Source organism: uncultured Methylobacterium sp. (assembly GCF_964251405.1).
Lineage (GTDB): Bacteria > Pseudomonadota > Alphaproteobacteria > Rhizobiales > Beijerinckiaceae > Methylobacterium.
Genome location: NZ_CAXUJR010000031.1, coordinates 5,391 through 20,583 on the forward strand (window position 1 = coordinate 5,391; position 15,193 = coordinate 20,583).

The window sequence follows — 15,193 nt, forward strand, 5'->3', positions numbered from 1 at the left end:
GGTCCTGCCGTTCGTCGCGACTCGTCCGTCGGTGCTCCATCTTTGTCGCAAGCTGTCGATACCCAAGCGCAATGAAGGGTTTAAAACTTCCATGGCGTCTTCGCCCGCCTCACGTCATGATGGGAAGGACTGACCTGCCAAACGGGCGTCCGGGTGGGTCGGAAGCACGAAAACGAAGGACCGCGACCTGGGCTCGGTCTCGCTATGCTGAGGCAATTGGATTGCTGCACGTATGAGATGGACCAATAATCCCTCTGATTTTTGTGTGTTCGGGGAATTATTTTGCTTGATACGAAGCCTGATATACCAAATACTAAATACCAGTCTGTCGAGTGGATCCCGATCCGTGATCCCCGGCAGCGGAGGAACGCATTGCATCGGCGTGCATGCCACTGCCTAGCCGCGCCGGCTCAAGCAGTGCACGAACCAAGGGGGAAAAAGCCATGGCCTTGTCCACTGCCGCGCCAGTCGCGGTAAAGCATTCTTCGAATCGATGGCTGCAGCTCGTTCTGGGCGTTGCCTGCATGGTCGCTGCGGCGAACATCCAGTATTCCTGGACGTTGTTCGTGCCCGAAATCCAGAAGACGTTCGGCTGGGATCGCGCCGCTATACAGGTCGCGTTCACGATCTTCGTCGTCGTCCAGACCTGGCTGACGCCGATCGAAGGTTACTTCATCGACAAGTACGGCCCGACCCGCGTGGTCATGTTCGGCGGGGTCATGACCGGACTCGCCTGGGTCATCAACTCTTACGCCACGACGCTGTCAGGCTTCTATCTGGGTTCGGTGGCCGGCGGCATCGGCGTCGGCTGCGTCTACGCGACCTGCGTCAACAACGCCCTGAAATGGTTCCCGGACAAGCGCGGCCTCGCGGTCGGCCTCACGGCAGGCGCCTATGGTGCTGGTTCGGCCCTCACCATCATCCCGATCGCCAACATGATCGCGGCCGGAAGCTACACGCAGGCCTTCTTCTACTTCGGCCTGATCCAGGGCGCGATCATCATCCTGGCATCGATCGGCCTGCGCGGCCCAATCAAGGGAGAGGTGGGGTTCTCGAGCAAGGTCCTGCAGAGCCGGCGCGACTACACGCTTCGTGAGGCGCTTCGGACACCGGTCTTCTACGTGATGCTGCTGATGTTCACCTGCACCGTCACCGGCGGCCTGATGGCGGTCGCCCAGCTCGGCGTCATCGCGCAGGACCTCGGCGTGAAGGAGTTCAAGGTCAACCTGTACTTCTTCGCCATGGCGGCGCTTCCCTTCGCGCTGATGCTCGATCGCATCCTCAACGGTATCTCCCGTCCCCTGTTCGGCTTCATCTCGGACCGGATCGGCCGTGAGAAGACGATGTTCATCGCCTTCACGATGGAGGGACTCGGCATCGTCGCGCTGGGCTACTTCGGCTCGAACCCGTGGGCCTTCATCATCCTCTCGGGCGTCGTGTTCCTGGCATGGGGCGAAGTCTACTCGCTGTTCAGCGCCACGGCGGCGGACACCTTCGGTTCGGCGCATATCGGTAAGATCTACGGCGTGCTCTACTGCGCGAAGGGCGTGGCGGCACTGTTCGTGCCCCTCGGAAACCTCCTGATGGAGGCGACCGGCACATGGGCCACGGTGCTCTACACCGTCGCGGCCATGGATCTCCTCGCGGCATTCCTCGCCATCGCGGTCCTGAGGCCGATGCTCAAGCGTCACCACGAGGCGAACGGCTCGGTGATACCGGCCGCAGGCCTGGCCCACGCCTGATCCAAGCAAGTCGTGTCGGCCCGCCCCTCTTCGGAGTGGGGCGGGCCGATCCGTTTTCTACCCTGCCGTCAGCCTCGCATCCGCCACTGAATAGGATGCGATCCCAGCGGCATGCGAACCGGCCTCTTGGTTGCATGCGTCCCCTGAGGACACGTTGGGGTCGAGACGAACACCGCTGCCGCCCTAGCCTTGCAGAGCATCCCCTTCGCCGTCCTGGTGGTGGCCACGAGTGCGGAGAATCGGGACATCTTCGTCGTCGTCTACACCGCAGCCCTGGGCCTGATCCTGTCGGTGACGATGCTGGTCGACGGTCAGTCCCTGTTCTCTCCGGCCTTGGGTCTCGGGATCGGAGGACATCGGTAGGGCTCGCTCCGAGCAGGCACCGGAACTTCCTCGCCGGGCCGACGCCACGGCCGATCCTCTCTCTAGCTCTCAGAAGAGAGCGCCCTGCCCGTCTTCGTCAGAGTCGGGACGCGCTTTCCCCGACGAACCCGAGGGCTCAGGCCGCGCGAGTGGGGCGATCAGGTCGGCATCGTCGTTGCCGACGTGGTTGACGCGTGAACTCACCGGATCGAGGACCAGCCACTCCTCGGGACATGGCCGGCACAGGGCGGCAGCCGGGCCGGAATCGACCCCCCGCGTGTCGAGCCAAGCGGCGACCGCTTCCGGCCCCAGGATCGCCGGCATGCGTTCGTGCACGGCCGCGAGGACGCCATTGGCCCCCGTCGTCACGACGGCGGCGGTGTCGACCTCCGAACCGTCGGCGCTCGTCCATGTCTCCCAGAGCCCCGCCAGCGCCATCGGCGCCCCGTCCCCCCGGCGGATCATGAAGGGCGTGCGCGTGGCCATCTTGCCGGTCCCGTCCCGGCGCCATTCGTAGAAGCCGTCGGCGAGGAAGACGCAGCGTCGATGGCGCAGGGCGCCCCGAAACGTCGGTTTCTCCGCCGCGGTCTCGACCCGGGCGTTGAAGACGAGGGGGAAATCGCGCGGGTCCTTGAGCCAACCCGGCCAGAACCCCCAGCGCATCAGCCGGAAATGCCGCTCCGCCCTCGCAGACGACGACCGCCACCGGCTGGGTGGGCGCCACGTTGTAGCGCGGCGGGAAGTTCGGTTGCTCGGGATAATGATAGAAGCGGCGATAGACGGCCGGAGGCTGCCAGAGGAAAAAACGACCGCACATCGGCCCTCAATCGACGATCCGCCGCCGGACAAGGCTCCGCCACGCACGGGATCGTTAGATCTCACCCCGCCCGGACGGTGGCAAGGAAGCGGTTCACCTCGGCGCCCAGATGCTCGGACTGGCGCGACAGTTCGGAGGCCGAGGCCCGGACCTGGCTCGCCGCCGCACCCGTGTCCTCGGCGGCCCCGGCGACGCCGGCCCGTCGGTTCGAGGCGTTCACTGCCTTGAGGACCGTGATCGTCACAGCCACTTTTTCCAGCGGAAGAACGCGTAGGGCAGCACAGCGGCCACCACCATCATGACCACCGCCATCGGATAGCCGAACGACCACTCGAGCTCGGGCATCGTCTTGAAGTTCATGCCGTAGACCGAGGCGATGAGGGTGGGCGGCATGAACACCACCGCCATCACCGAGAACAGCTTGATGATGTTGTTCTGCTCGAGGTTCACGAGCCCGAGGGTGGCGTCGAGCAGGAACTGGATCTTCGACGACAGGAAGGTCGCGTGCTCTTCGAGCGACTGCAGGTCGCGCAGGGTCGAGCGCACGTCCTCGCGCAACTCGCGCGGCGCCTTGGCGGTGCGGTAGGTCGCCGAGAGCGAAAGCAGGATGCGCTCCATCGAGACCAGGCTCTCGCGCTGCTTCGAGATGAGATCGCCGTGGCGGCCGAGCGCCCGCAGCGTGTCCTGGAGGGCGGTGTTGCGGGCGCTGGGGTCGCTCTTCTCCTCGAAGATCTTGCCCGAGAGCCGGTCGATACGCTCGCCCTGAAGCTGGAGCACGTCGGCCGCCCGGTCGATCACGGTCTCGATCAGGCCCGCCAGGATGGTCTCGCCGGAGGCCGCCGGCGAGGGGCCGTTGCCCGTGGCCCGTCCTGCCCGCTGCGTGTACATCCGGAAGGCCTGCGGCTCCTCGTAGCGCACGGTGACGAGGCGGGCGCCCTTCAGGATGAAGGTGATGCCGGCCAGTCCCGGCTCCTCGGAGCCGTCGACCTTGCTCAGCACCCGGCCGGTCATGTAGCGGGCGCCGTCCTCCACGTAGAGGAGTTCGGAGGGCTCGATGTCCTTCATCTCCTCCCGCGTCGGCACCGAGATGCCGACGAAGGCCTCGACCTTGAGGTCTTCCTCCCGGATCGGACGGACCATGTCGAGCCAGACGGTGTCGTCGGGAATCGAGTCCTGGAGTTCGAGGGGCCGGCGCTCGAGCAGCATGTGGCCGGCGCCGGCGATGGGCTGATGAATGAAGATCACGTCGCTAAAGGTCTCAGGCGAAGGCCCCCTCGGGCGGTATGCTGGCATCCGGCACGAAGAAGTCCGGCGCAAGAGGGACGCCGGGTGTGACGCGGTATTGTGTGAAGTCCGTGACACCTTGCTCGGCGAGGAAGCTGTCGTCGATGAGGAACCGGCCGGTAACCTCGCGGGAGGGCTTCAGGAACAGCGCATGGGCCGCGTCCGCGATGATCACCGGCATACGGCTCGCCTCGATCAGGGCCTCGCCGCCGAGCAAGTTTCTCACTGCCGCCGTGGCGATGGTGGTGCGCGGCCACAGAGCGTTGACGGCGATGCCCTGCCGGCGCAGCTCCCCGGCGAGACCGAGCACGCAGAGCGACATCCCGAACTTCGCCATCGTGTAGGCGAGATGGGGCGCGAACCACTTCTCCTGCATGTCGAGGGGCGGCGACAGCATCAGGATATGGGGGTTCTCGGATTTCGCCAGGTGGGGAATCGCGTATTTCGAGACCATGTAGGTGCCGCGCGTATTGATCTGATGCATCAGGTCGAAGCGCTTCATCTCGGTCTGCGGGGTGCGCGTCAGCGAGATCGCACTGGCGTTGTTCACGATGATGTCGATGCCGCCGAAGGTCTTGGCCGTCGTCTCGATCGCGCCGGCGACGCTGTCCTCGTCGCGGACATCGACGAGAAGCGGCAGGGCCTTGCCGCCCGCCGCCTCGATCTCGGCGGCGGCCGTGTGGATGGTGCCCTCGAGCTTCGGATGGGGCGTGTCGGTCTTGGCGGCGATGGCGATGTTGGCGCCGTCCCGTGCCGCGCGCAGGGCGATGGCGAGCCCGATGCCTCGCGACGCACCGGTGATGAACAAGGTCTTGGCCGCGAGCGATCCCGTCATGGTGTCCTCCTGGGAATGTCGGTTCTTATTGTCCGATGCAGAAGCGGGCCGGCTGCGTGCCGTCGGCATCCGTGAAGCCGTAATGCGCGGCAAGATCTCCGGCATGGAGGATGCGCCCGGCTTGGGTCCCCAAGGCCGGGTCGGCGGCGAGCGCGGCCAGCGCGCGGCCGGCATAGAGCGGGCTCTCGGTGGCGCGGTCCGCATGTCCGATGTCGACGGCGCGCTCCGTTCGCACGAAGCCCGGCGACAGGCCGAGCGCGGTGACGCCGTGGGGGCCGAGTTCCTGCGCGCAAGCGAAGGCGAGGCGGTTCGTCGTGGCCTTGGCCAGATCGTAGAAGACGTCGCCGAGATAGCCGACCTGCGTGTCGAACGACACGAAGGCGATGAGGCCGCTTTTCGCCGAGACCATGGCGGGGGCGACCGCGCGGGCAAGGAGCAGCCCGGCCTGCGGGCCGCCGCCGAGAAATCCCAGGAAGGGTTCGGCGGAGCGGCGCCAGAACGGTGTGCCCCAGGCGGCCCCGTCGGGATAGCGGTCGCCGTCGTAACCCTCGTTGCCGCCCCACACGCTCGACACCGCCACGTCGATCCGGCCGAACCGGCGCAGGATCCAATGGACCAGGGTGTCGACGGCGCGCTCGCTGGTGTGGTCGCAGAGATAGTGGTGGCCCTTGCCACCGGCGGCGTCGACCTCGCGGGCGGTGTCCTCGACGAACTCAGCCCGCCCCTCGGTGCGCTGTCCGGTCTCGCTCGAACGGGCGGTGACGATCACCGTGGCCCCGGCCTCGCCGAGCGCGCGCGCGATGCCGCGCCCGACCCCGCGCGAGGCCCCTGCCACGAGGCAGATCTTCTCGGAGAGGTCTGGCGTCCCGGTCACGAGGCGGCCGTCCTGGAACGGCTGAGGAAGCTCATGAACGCCGCCTGCGCCTCGGGCGCCCGCAGCCGCGCCTCGAACGCCACCGCCTCGGCTTCCAGCGCCGCCTCGACGGCGGCCTGATCGCCTCGGATCAGGGTGCGGGAGGCTTGAAGCGCGCCGCGCGGCAGGGCGGCCAGCGTCGCGGCTTTGGCCAGCGCGTGATCTAGCAGCATCTCGCTCGGAACGATCGCGTTGAGGAGGCCGAGCCGCAGGGCCTCGTCGGCATCGAAGGGCTGCGACAGCAGCAGTAACTCGGTCGCCTTGAGCAGCCCGACCCGGCGCGGCAGCAGGTAGGACGAGGCCGCTTCCGGCACGAGACCGAGCTCGACGAACGGCATGCGGAAGCGCGCGGCCGGACTCGCGTAGACGAGGTCGCAATGCAGCGTCAGCGTGGTGCCGATGCCGACCGCGATCCCGTCCACCGCCGCCACCATCGGGGTTTTGGTGCGGGCGAGCTGGCGGATGAAGTGGAGGGCTGGAGCCTCCGTGAAGGGCTTTGCCGCGCCCACCACGAAGTCGGAGATGTCGTTGCCGGCCGTGAACATGCCCGGCGCCCCGGCGAAAACGATGGCGCCGACGTCCCCTGAGGCGTCCGCCTGTTCGAGGCTCGTGCGCATCGTGTCGTACATGGCGCCTGTGAGAGCGTTCTTCTTTTCCGGGCGTGCGAGGCGGATGAGGCGCACGCCGCCGGCGGTGTCTTCGATGCTGACGTGCTCGCTCATTGGATTGTCCCCTGGCCTAGTCGGTTCGCGCCATCCCTATCCCCTCTGCGGGAGAGGGTGGCCCGCGTAGCGGGTCGGGAGAGGGGGAGCACTGGTCTGTTCGGAGAGATCGCGGTCCCCTCTCCCGCCTCCCATCCGCGAGGCACCGTTTACCGCACAAGGGAGACGGATGGCGCGTCCCTCAACCAGCCAATGCCAGCGCCGCGTCCTGCGTGAACGCTCCGCCGTCGATGACGCTCTCCTCCAGCCCACCGGCTGCGGTGAGCAGGTTCTCGGCGAAGAACCGCGCCAGGGCGATGCGCGCCGCGTGAGCCGGGTCGGTCTCGCCGGCCCTGAGGGCAGCGTTCGACGCCAGGGCCGCCGCCGCAAGGCAGGCGCCGCCCTGCGCCAGGCCGAACAGGCGAAGGTAAGGCGTCGCCCCGGCGAGCGCGTCGTCGGGCCGGTTCGAGGCCAGCGCCTTCAACTGGAAGCTCGTCGCCCGGTCGAGGCTCTCGATTCCGGCGCGCAGCCGCGCGGCGGTGTGGCCGAAGGCCGGCGCACCATCCTTCAGGAGCCGGTCCACCACGACGCGCATCGACGCGATCTGAGCCCGCATCGTGGCGCCCGCGTTGAGCGGCAGCTTGCGGGTGACGAGGTCGATGGCCTGGATGCCGTTGGTGCCCTCGTAGATCGCGAGGATCCGCGCGTCGCGCATGTGCTGGGCGGCGCCGGTCTCCTCGACGAAACCCATGCCGCCGTGGATCTGGACGCCGAGCGAGGTGACCTCGTTGGCGATGTCCGTTGAGAAGGCCTTGGCGACGGGGGTGAGCAGGGAGGCCCGATCGTGGGCAGCCCTGCCCTCGGGTCCGCGCGCGGCGTCGAGGCCTTGCGCCGTGAGGTAGCAGATCCCGCGGGAGGCCGCCGTATAGGCCTTCATGGTGAGAAGCATGCGCTGGACGTCGGCATGGGTCACGATGGGGCTGGGCTCGCTCGCGCCGGGCCCGCGCCCCTGGCGACGGTCGCGAGCATAGGACAGGGCCTGCTGATACGCCCGCTCGGCCACGCCGACTCCCTGGAGGCCGACATTGAGCCGGGCGCTGTTCATCATCGTGAACATGCAGGCGAGGCCCCTGTTCTCCTCGCCGATCAACCAGCCGACGGCGCCGCCGTGATCGCCGAACGCCATCGAGCAGGTCGGCGAGCCGTGGATGCCGAGCTTGTGCTCGATGCCCGAGCAGCGCAGGTCGTTCAGGCTCCCGTCCGGCAGCACCTTCGGCACCAGGAACAGCGAGATGCCGCGGGTGCCGGCCGGCGCGTCCTGGAGGCGGGCCAGCACGAGGTGGACGATGTTGCCGGTGAGATCGTGCTCGCCGTAGGTGATGTAGATCTTGGAGCCGACGATCCGGTAGCTGCCGTCGCCGGCCGGCTCGGCCCGGCTGCGCAGGAGCGAGAGGTCGGAGCCGGCCTGCGGCTCGGTCAGGTTCATGGTCGCGGTCCACTCGCCCGAGACGAGCTTTTCGAGATACGCGTCCTTCAGTTCATCCGAGCCGTGCTGGGCCAGGGCCTCGATGCCGCCTGCGGTGAGAAGCGGGCACAGGCTGAAAGCGAGGTTGCCGGCGTTCCACATCTCGGTGCAGGCGGCATTGAGGAGGAGCGGCAGGCCCTGGCCGCCATGGTCGGGATCGGCGGACAGCCCGTTCCAGCCGCCCTCGGTCCAGGTCCGGTAAGCCTCGCGCCAGCCCGGCGGCGTGGTGATGGCGCCGTTCGTCAGCGTCGTGCCGTGGCGGTCGCCAGCGGTGTTGAGGGGCGCAATCACCGAATCCGCGACGCGACCCGCCTCATGAAGGATCGCCTCGGCATCTTCGGCGGTGAGGTCGCCGTAGAGCCCCGAGGCGATGCCGGCGTCCAAACCGGCGACATGGCGCAGGGTGAAGGCGATCTCGGCCACCGGCGTGCGATAGGACATCGAAAAACTCCTCCCGCGCCGTCTATGGCGACGCTTCCGCGCGAGGCGGGACCCTGGGCGTTTGACGCGCGGTTCGGCGCGACGCACATCCATACGACCACCGGTCCCGGCCGTCACGACGAGAGATAGTTTATATATGAACCATCTCGGGTCAATCCCCGATCGGTCCGCCGATGCCCGAACCCTCCGGCTCTCCTCCGACCGGGAGGGAATGACGCTGGGTGCGCGCCTGCTGCGCGAGGGGCGCCTCGTCGCCTTTCCCACCGAGACGGTCTACGGCCTCGGTGCCGACGCCACGAACGCGAGCGCTGTGGCCGGGATCTTCGAAGCCAAGGAGCGCCCGCGCTTCAACCCGCTCATCGCCCATGTGCCGAACCTCGCGGCCGCGCGGTGCGAGGGCGTCTTCGACGAGGTCGCCGTCGCCCTCGCGGAGGCGTTCTGGCCGGGACCCCTGACGGTGGTCGTGCCGGCCTCCGATGGAGGCACGGTCTGTGACCTGGCCCGGGCCGGTCTGGCGAGCGTCGCCCTGCGGGTTCCGGGCTCGGCCCTGGCCCGCGATCTTCTCGCCGCGGTCGGACGTCCCGTCGCCGCGCCCTCGGCCAACCGCTCGGGTCGGCTCAGCCCCACGAGTGCCGCCCACGTGCTCGCCGACCTCGACGGGCGCATCGCGGCAGTCATCGACGGCGGCTCGGCGCCCGTCGGCCTCGAATCGACGGTGGTGGCGTGTCTCGGCGGAAGGCCGAGATTGCTTCGGCCGGGCGGCGTCACTCGCGACGCATTGGAACGCGTTCTCGGCGATGTCGTCGATGGACCTGACGATCCGGTAGTCGCCGCACCTGTTGCTCCCGGCCTTCTCGCCTCGCACTATGCTCCGCGTGCGCGGGTCAGGCTCGAGGCCGTGTCGGTCGAGCGCGGAGAAGCGGTCCTGCTCTTCGGTGCGGAACGCCCCGCCGGCCTGTCCGACGCGGTGGCGTGGGAAGACCTCAGCCGAAGCGGCGATCTCGTGGAGGCTGCCGCCGGGTTGTTCGCCGCGCTGCGACGCCTCGACGCCACGGGGGCCGACGTGATCGCGGTGGGGCCGATCCCCCGGACGGGGCTCGGCGAGGCGATCAATAACCGCCTTCACAGGGCCGCCGCCGCCCGCTGAAATTTTTCAGCGAGACGATGCAACCAAACCCCGACATGGCCGTTGTCGATGCACGAAGGCCAGTTCAGCCCCCAATGGCCTTTTGCCTCTTAAGGCTCGGAGCAATCCGAGCCTTTTTTCTTGTTCGCATCCGGCATGATCCGGGTCGCTGATGTCAGCGCACGGCGATGATCTCGACGTCGTGGCCGTTCACTTCGACGACGTCGCCGGCCGTCTTTCCGATCAGCGCCTTCGCCATCGGTGAGACATAGGCAATTGAGCCCTTTGCCGGATCGGCCTCGTCCTCTCCGACGATGCGGAAGTTCTGTCGGCCACCCTCTTCCCGCTTGATCTCCACGGTTGATCCGAAGCGGACGTCGTCGGCGGAGATCGGCTCCACGAGTTTCGCAGTACCGAGTCGTGCCGTCCAATAATGCAGGTCACGCGTCACGCGGGCGGTCTCAGCCTTGGAATCGGGGCCGAGCGCGGCGAACTCCGCCTGGAAACGCGCGACCTCCGCCTCGATCTGCGCGAGGCCCTCGGGAGTGACGAAGTTGGTGTGGGGGGAGATCGGACGGTCGGGGAGATCCTCGAAGGCCTCACCGCCTTCTTTCTCGCGAACGAATGCTTGGCTCATAAGGCCATGAATGCGCCGCGACCCCGAGCGGTTCCCATCGACATCCGTCCATCACGTGCAGGGCCATGCGCGGGAAACGTGCCGAACCGGCGGTCAGCCGACCGTCACCACCGTGCGTCCCCTGGTCCTGCCCGCCAGGATTTCCTCCGCCAGCCGTCCGACCTCTGCCAGCGGCACCTCTCTCGTCATGCTGGCCAGCGTGCCGAGATCGAGGTCGCGGGCGATCCGTGCCCAGGCCTCGCGGCGCTTGGGCTGGGGCGTGGTGACGCTGTTGATGCCGAGCAACGAAACTCCTCGGAGGATGAACGGTGCCACAGAGGTCGGCAGGTCCATGCCCTGCGCGAGCCCGCAGGCCGCCACGGCTCCGTCGGCCTTCGTGGCCGCGAGCACGTTTGCGAGCGTCGTCGACCCGACGGCGTCGATGGCGGCGGCCCAGCGCTCCTTGGCGAGCGGCTTGCCGGGCTTGCCGAGTTCGGCCCTGTCCATCACCTCGGCCGCCCCGAGACCTCGCAGGTAGTCGGCTTCCTCCTCGGCCCTGCCCGTCGACGCGACGACGTGCCAGCCGGCACGGGCCAGCAACGCCACCGCCACCGAGCCGACGCCGCCCGAGGCGCCGGTGACGAGCGCGGGGCCATCCGACGGGGTCAGGCCGTGGCGTTCCAGCGCCATCAGGCACAGCATCGCGGTGTAGCCGGCGGTGCCGACTGCCATGGCCTGTGCCTGACTCAGGCCCGCAGGAAGCGGCACCAGCCACTCGCCCTTCACCCGCGCCTTCTCCGCATAGGCGCCGAGGTGGTTCTCGCCGACGCCCCAGCCCGTCAGCACCACCGCATCGCCGGCCTTGTATTCCGGGTGATCGGAGGTCTCGACGATTCCCGCGAAATCGATGCCCGGGATCATCGGAAAGCGACGCACCACCGGCGACTTGCCGGTCATGGCGAGACCGTCCTTGTAGTTCAGGGTCGAGTGGGTCACGCGAACGGTGACATCGCCGTCCATGAGGTCGGCCTCGTCGAAATCCCCGAAGCGAAGGGACTGGCCGCCCTCGGCCTTGTCGACGATCCACGCCTTGAATGTGCCCATGCGTCCCTCCCGTGTCATCCGGGAGGTGTGGCGGGGGGCGGCGGAATCAAGGCGGCCCCGGACGTCGGTCGCGGGGCCGTCACGTGATTGAGCGCCGGCGAAAGCCGATCGGGTGCGGGGTCAGTATCCGTCGTAGATGCTACCGGTCGAGAAGCCGAGGGCGACGCCGACATCGGCCGAGCTCGCCCCGGTCATGCCGACGGCGTCCGGGATCGAGCCGATGCCGAGGTCCGCGCGGGGTGCGTAGGCGCCATATCCGGCCCGATAGTGACCGCTTCCGTAGCCGCGCGAGCGATGGCGGTAGCCCGCATGGCCGTATCCGGCCTGACGGTACCCTGGTCCACCATGACCGAGACCGCCGAACCCGCCGATTTCGGGGGCCGGCACCCAGCCGGCGCGGGCCGGTTCGACCAGGACCCGGCGCTGGACGCTGGCATACTCGGCGGGAATCGTCTCGGGGATCGACTGGGCCGGTTGCACCAGCACGCGCCGGTGCCGGGTCGCGAAACGCGGCGGCACGTCGACCCAGCATCCCACCAGGCTGCCATAGGCATCGCGACGCGTCTCCCAGACGCGGCCGCCCGGCGCGACGAGCACCTGCTCGGACACGGTGTCGTAGATCGGCGGCGTGGTGCGGTAGACCGTCTCGGCCGGACGCACGAGGACACGCTCGGAGACCGCGCCGTAGACGGGCGGCGTCGAGACGTGGCGGTAGCATTCCGAACCCGCGCATCCCGCCTGTGCCGCACCGGTCGCCAGAACGGCGCCGACGATGGCGGCAAGGGGGGCTGCCAAGCGGATGGAAAGGGCTGACGAGAGTGGTGCGACCGGCGCGGTCATGGTGGATTCCTCGGGCTTGAACGCAGAACGACAAGAAGGCGACGCCGAACGGCGCAGATCTCGACGAACTAAAAGCGAGCAAGTTGCCTCGGAGGCAAGCCGAATTGAAAACTAGGGTAAAGTTAACCCTTGTTTCAAATTACGTATCGAAGGAAATACTTAGGTAAAGCGATGCGTCTTGAACCGAGCCGGGCGCCCCTGGCCCTCAGGTCTGGCCGCGCTTGAGCGAGTAGAAGATGTGGCGCCCGATCACGTCCATCTTCTTCAGGCGCCGCGACCAGCCCGGCTTCACGTAATCCGCGTGGTAATGCGTGGCTCCGCCGACCTCGCTCAGATAGGTGCGGCCCTCGATGACCGCCTTGGCGATGCGGCTGGCGCTCTGCCAGGACGGACCGTCGGCGATGCGCAGGGACTTCCCCTCGCAGGCGAAGGAGAACTGGCAGCCCATGTAGCGGTGGCGGTTCTGATAGACGACGCCGCAGACATTGGTCGGGTAGAGGCCGCTCTTGACGCGGTTGAGCACGACCTGCGCGACCGCTGCCTGACCCGCCTCGGGCTCGCTGCGGGCCTCGAAATAGACTGCTTCGGCGAGGCAGCGCTGTTCGCGGTCGAGGGCGTCGGGCACGATGAGGTCCGCGTAACGATGGCGGGCATTGTCCGGCGCCGTCTGCTCGGGCTCCGGTGACGGCACGGACGGCGCAAAGCCGAGGCTCGCGGCCGCAACCTCGACCGGCGTGGCGTCGGCCGGTGCGGGCGTGGTCGACGATAGGGCGACCGCGCGCGGAATCGCCGGCGTCGAGCCATCGAGCACGGCTTCGGACGGGGTTTCGACGAGGGAAGAACCGAGCCCGAGTTCTGGAACTGCGACGAATCCTAGGTCCGAGGTCTCGTCATGGTCCCATGTTGCCGACGCGGACGGCTCATCGGCTTGCGGCGAGGTCGCCCCGATCAGCACGGAGCCTGCAGGCAATGCTGGTGAGAGCCCTGTGGTGCGGAGAACCATCACGCTCGATCCCAGCGATGTGTCGGTGCCCGCGGATGCCGTGAAGGATACCAGCATGCCGAGCCCGACGGCCCACGGCGCCACGGCAGCGATCAGCCATCCCCCATGCGATCTGCCGTAAGACCGACCTTGCGACCGCCGTCGTCCCTGCTGGGTATCCACGTTCGACCGACCTGCACAACACGACCCACACCCGGCGGCGCGCCCGCGCGGCGGCCGTCGGATCTTGATCGTTGCGTGTCATGGTTGAGGCGCGGTTAAGCCGGCGTCGCCACGTCGGCATCAAGCCGTGCCGTTTCGAGGCAGCCCTTAAAGGATACCGACGGTGGCGCAGTCCGGTTCAGAGGGCGCCAGGCCGACCATGGGTTGCGACGATGGCGGAGATGACCGCCTTCACACCGCTACCGTCCGAGTGCGCGATACGCTCGGAATCAGCGTTGCTCTGCGTCGCCACCGCGAACATCACAACGAGTGCCGCCGCGGCGATCCCGAGCGTGCTGAGGAGCCAGAGATAAGCTCGCTGTATGGAATGGGGGACCGGAACGGAGGAGGTGTCGTCGAAGAACATGTGGGTCGGGCTGGGATCGTTCATGATCGGCGTTCCCGCGCAATGGTGCCGACAGGCAACGGTCGACGGCGACCAAGCGCTGGAAGGGCACTAGCACTCAACGTGCCGATTCGACATCGGTTCTGCAGGCATCAGGATTTTTGTTCAGCGGATTTTTGCAGCGCCGGTTCCTTCTCGGCGAGCAGTCGGCGGTCAAGTGTCGGCCGTCGAGGCCGGGCCTGAAATCAGTTCATCGATCCTTATGAATTTCCGCTTTAGTATCGAGCGCTTAATCCTCGAGCCACGGCCTCAGCGCAAGATCAATGACGACCGATCAGAATAGCCTCGCCGCGCGCGGAGACATCGACCTCAGAGTGCGCCGAGATCAGGCAGCGGCCACGCTCCGGTCGTCGGCGATGGCACTGCCATCGAATATGGTCGTCGCCTGCCTGGTCAGCCTGATGCTCCGGGAGCAAGTCCCGTCCGCGTTCCTCCTCGCCTGGCTCGGTGCAATCGCGACCGTCAATATCGTTCGTTATGCTCTTATCAGGAAAGCACGTCTCGCCCGCCTCAACGAGACCAGTCCCGACGCCTTTCTGAGACGCTCGTGGTTCGGGGCGTCACTCGCAGGCCTCACTTGGGCGGTTCTGCCGGTCGTCTGCGATACGATCCTCGGGCAGCACCCGAGCCTGCTTCTGTTCATCCTGAGCGGATTGGCTGCAGGCGCAGTCGCGCTCGGATCGGCCCATGCGCCGACTGCCACCGCCTTCGCCATCCCCCTCCTCACCGCCACGATCATCGGTCGCTTGAGCATCGGCGATTACGAGAACCTCCTCTTCGGCTTCGTAGCCGCCTTCCTGACCTTGATGCTCGCCCGCAGCTCGCTGATCGCGCAAAGGGATTTCTGTGAGGCCAGCAGCACGAAGCACTCGGCCAACGCACTGGCTGAAGCGCTGCGCATCGCCAACGAGACCACCGCAGCCAACGCCACGATGCTGCAGAGACTGGCAAATCACGACAGTCTTACCGGGCTCGCGAGCCGCGGAGCCTTCGCCAAGGGGATCGAGGCCCATCTCGCCCAGGCGAGCGGCCGGGGCTCGAGCCTTCTGATGCTCGATCTCGACCACTTCAAGCTGATCAACGACACGCTCGGTCACGGAGCCGGCGACGGTGTCCTCGTCGAGGTCGCCGTCCGGCTGCGCTCCGTCCTCGGCGACGAACCGCTGGCGGCCCGTCTCGGCGGCGACGAATTCGCCATCCTGGTCGGCGACCAGCATCCGCCCGAGGAGGTCGCTCGCGTCCTTCTCGAGGCCATCGCCAGCCCGTTGATGATCGG

Annotated in this window: 15 protein-coding genes and 1 pseudogene; 4 read left to right on the forward strand and 12 right to left on the reverse strand. The window is 67.5% G+C overall.

The features are described 5' to 3' along the window. Positions 1–443 precede the first annotated feature (443 nt). Both oxlT and ACFE7U_RS08035 read left to right on the forward strand, forming a co-directional pair. A complete protein-coding gene (oxlT, locus tag ACFE7U_RS08030) occupies positions 444–1,742 on the forward strand; it encodes an oxalate/formate MFS antiporter (RefSeq protein ID WP_375409208.1) in 1,299 nt (432 codons plus the stop codon). A gap of 189 nt (positions 1,743–1,931) precedes the next feature. Beyond that, complete coding sequence (locus ACFE7U_RS08035; RefSeq protein WP_375409209.1) at positions 1,932–2,105, forward strand: hypothetical protein; 174 nt, start codon at positions 1,932–1,934, stop codon at positions 2,103–2,105. Between the two features lie 69 nt (positions 2,106–2,174). Here the strand turns inward: ACFE7U_RS08035 and ACFE7U_RS08040 are convergent. The 7 genes and pseudogenes from ACFE7U_RS08040 to ACFE7U_RS08070 form a co-directional block, all read right to left on the reverse strand. After that, positions 2,175–2,922: pseudogene (locus ACFE7U_RS08040) on the reverse strand (SOS response-associated peptidase). Between the two features lie 61 nt (positions 2,923–2,983). Next, positions 2,984–3,166 (reverse strand): hypothetical protein, encoded by a 183-nt coding sequence (locus ACFE7U_RS08045; protein ID WP_375409234.1) that lies wholly within the window; start codon positions 3,164–3,166, stop codon positions 2,984–2,986. After that, entirely contained in the window at positions 3,163–4,167 is a 1,005-nt protein-coding gene (locus tag ACFE7U_RS08050) for a magnesium transporter CorA family protein (protein ID WP_375409210.1), read from the reverse strand. The genes ACFE7U_RS08045 and ACFE7U_RS08050 overlap by 4 nt, the downstream gene beginning before the upstream one ends. Positions 4,168–4,180: 13 nt before the next feature. Beyond that, entirely contained in the window at positions 4,181–5,041 is an 861-nt protein-coding gene (locus ACFE7U_RS08055) for an SDR family oxidoreductase (RefSeq protein ID WP_375409211.1), read from the reverse strand. Positions 5,042–5,066: 25 nt separating this feature from the next. Beyond that, entirely contained in the window at positions 5,067–5,876 is an 810-nt protein-coding gene (locus ACFE7U_RS08060; protein WP_375409230.1) for an SDR family NAD(P)-dependent oxidoreductase, read from the reverse strand. A 35-nt stretch (positions 5,877–5,911) separates the two neighbouring features. After that, entirely contained in the window at positions 5,912–6,676 is a 765-nt protein-coding gene (locus tag ACFE7U_RS08065) for an enoyl-CoA hydratase-related protein (RefSeq protein WP_375409212.1), read from the reverse strand. Between the two features lie 181 nt (positions 6,677–6,857). Continuing rightward, entirely contained in the window at positions 6,858–8,621 is a 1,764-nt protein-coding gene (locus ACFE7U_RS08070; protein ID WP_375409213.1) for an acyl-CoA dehydrogenase, read from the reverse strand. A 136-nt stretch (positions 8,622–8,757) separates the two neighbouring features. Here ACFE7U_RS08070 and ACFE7U_RS08075 point away from each other — a divergent pair, with 136 nt between their 5' ends. Further along, positions 8,758–9,768 (forward strand): L-threonylcarbamoyladenylate synthase, encoded by a 1,011-nt coding sequence (locus tag ACFE7U_RS08075; RefSeq protein WP_375409214.1) that lies wholly within the window; start codon positions 8,758–8,760, stop codon positions 9,766–9,768. Between the two features lie 154 nt (positions 9,769–9,922). Here ACFE7U_RS08075 and greA read toward each other — a convergent pair whose 3' ends face one another. The 5 genes from greA to ACFE7U_RS08100 all read right to left on the reverse strand — a co-directional run bounded on the left by greA (position 9,923) and on the right by ACFE7U_RS08100 (position 13,902). Then, positions 9,923–10,384, reverse strand: a complete 462-nt coding sequence (gene greA / locus ACFE7U_RS08080) for a transcription elongation factor GreA (protein WP_375409215.1) — start codon at positions 10,382–10,384, stop codon at positions 9,923–9,925. Between the two features lie 93 nt (positions 10,385–10,477). Continuing rightward, the gene (locus tag ACFE7U_RS08085) at positions 10,478–11,467 is read right to left on the reverse strand and encodes an MDR family oxidoreductase (RefSeq protein WP_375409216.1); all 990 of its coding nucleotides are present in this window, start codon (positions 11,465–11,467) and stop codon (positions 10,478–10,480) included. 120 nt (positions 11,468–11,587) lie between these two features. Further along, entirely contained in the window at positions 11,588–12,307 is a 720-nt protein-coding gene (locus ACFE7U_RS08090) for a hypothetical protein (protein ID WP_375409217.1), read from the reverse strand. A gap of 205 nt (positions 12,308–12,512) precedes the next feature. Next, positions 12,513–13,367: a cell wall hydrolase gene (locus ACFE7U_RS08095; RefSeq protein ID WP_375409231.1), complete on the reverse strand. Its 855-nt coding sequence runs from the start codon at positions 13,365–13,367 to the stop codon at positions 12,513–12,515. Positions 13,368–13,650: 283 nt separating this feature from the next. Further along, positions 13,651–13,902 carry a hypothetical protein gene (locus tag ACFE7U_RS08100; RefSeq protein ID WP_375409218.1) on the reverse strand — a complete coding sequence of 84 codons (252 nt, stop codon included), beginning with the start codon at positions 13,900–13,902 and terminating at the stop codon, positions 13,651–13,653. 371 nt (positions 13,903–14,273) lie between these two features. Between ACFE7U_RS08100 and ACFE7U_RS08105 the strand changes: the two genes are divergently transcribed. Continuing rightward, positions 14,274–15,193: diguanylate cyclase domain-containing protein (locus ACFE7U_RS08105; RefSeq protein ID WP_375409219.1), on the forward strand; the 920-nt coding region annotated here is incomplete at its 3' end.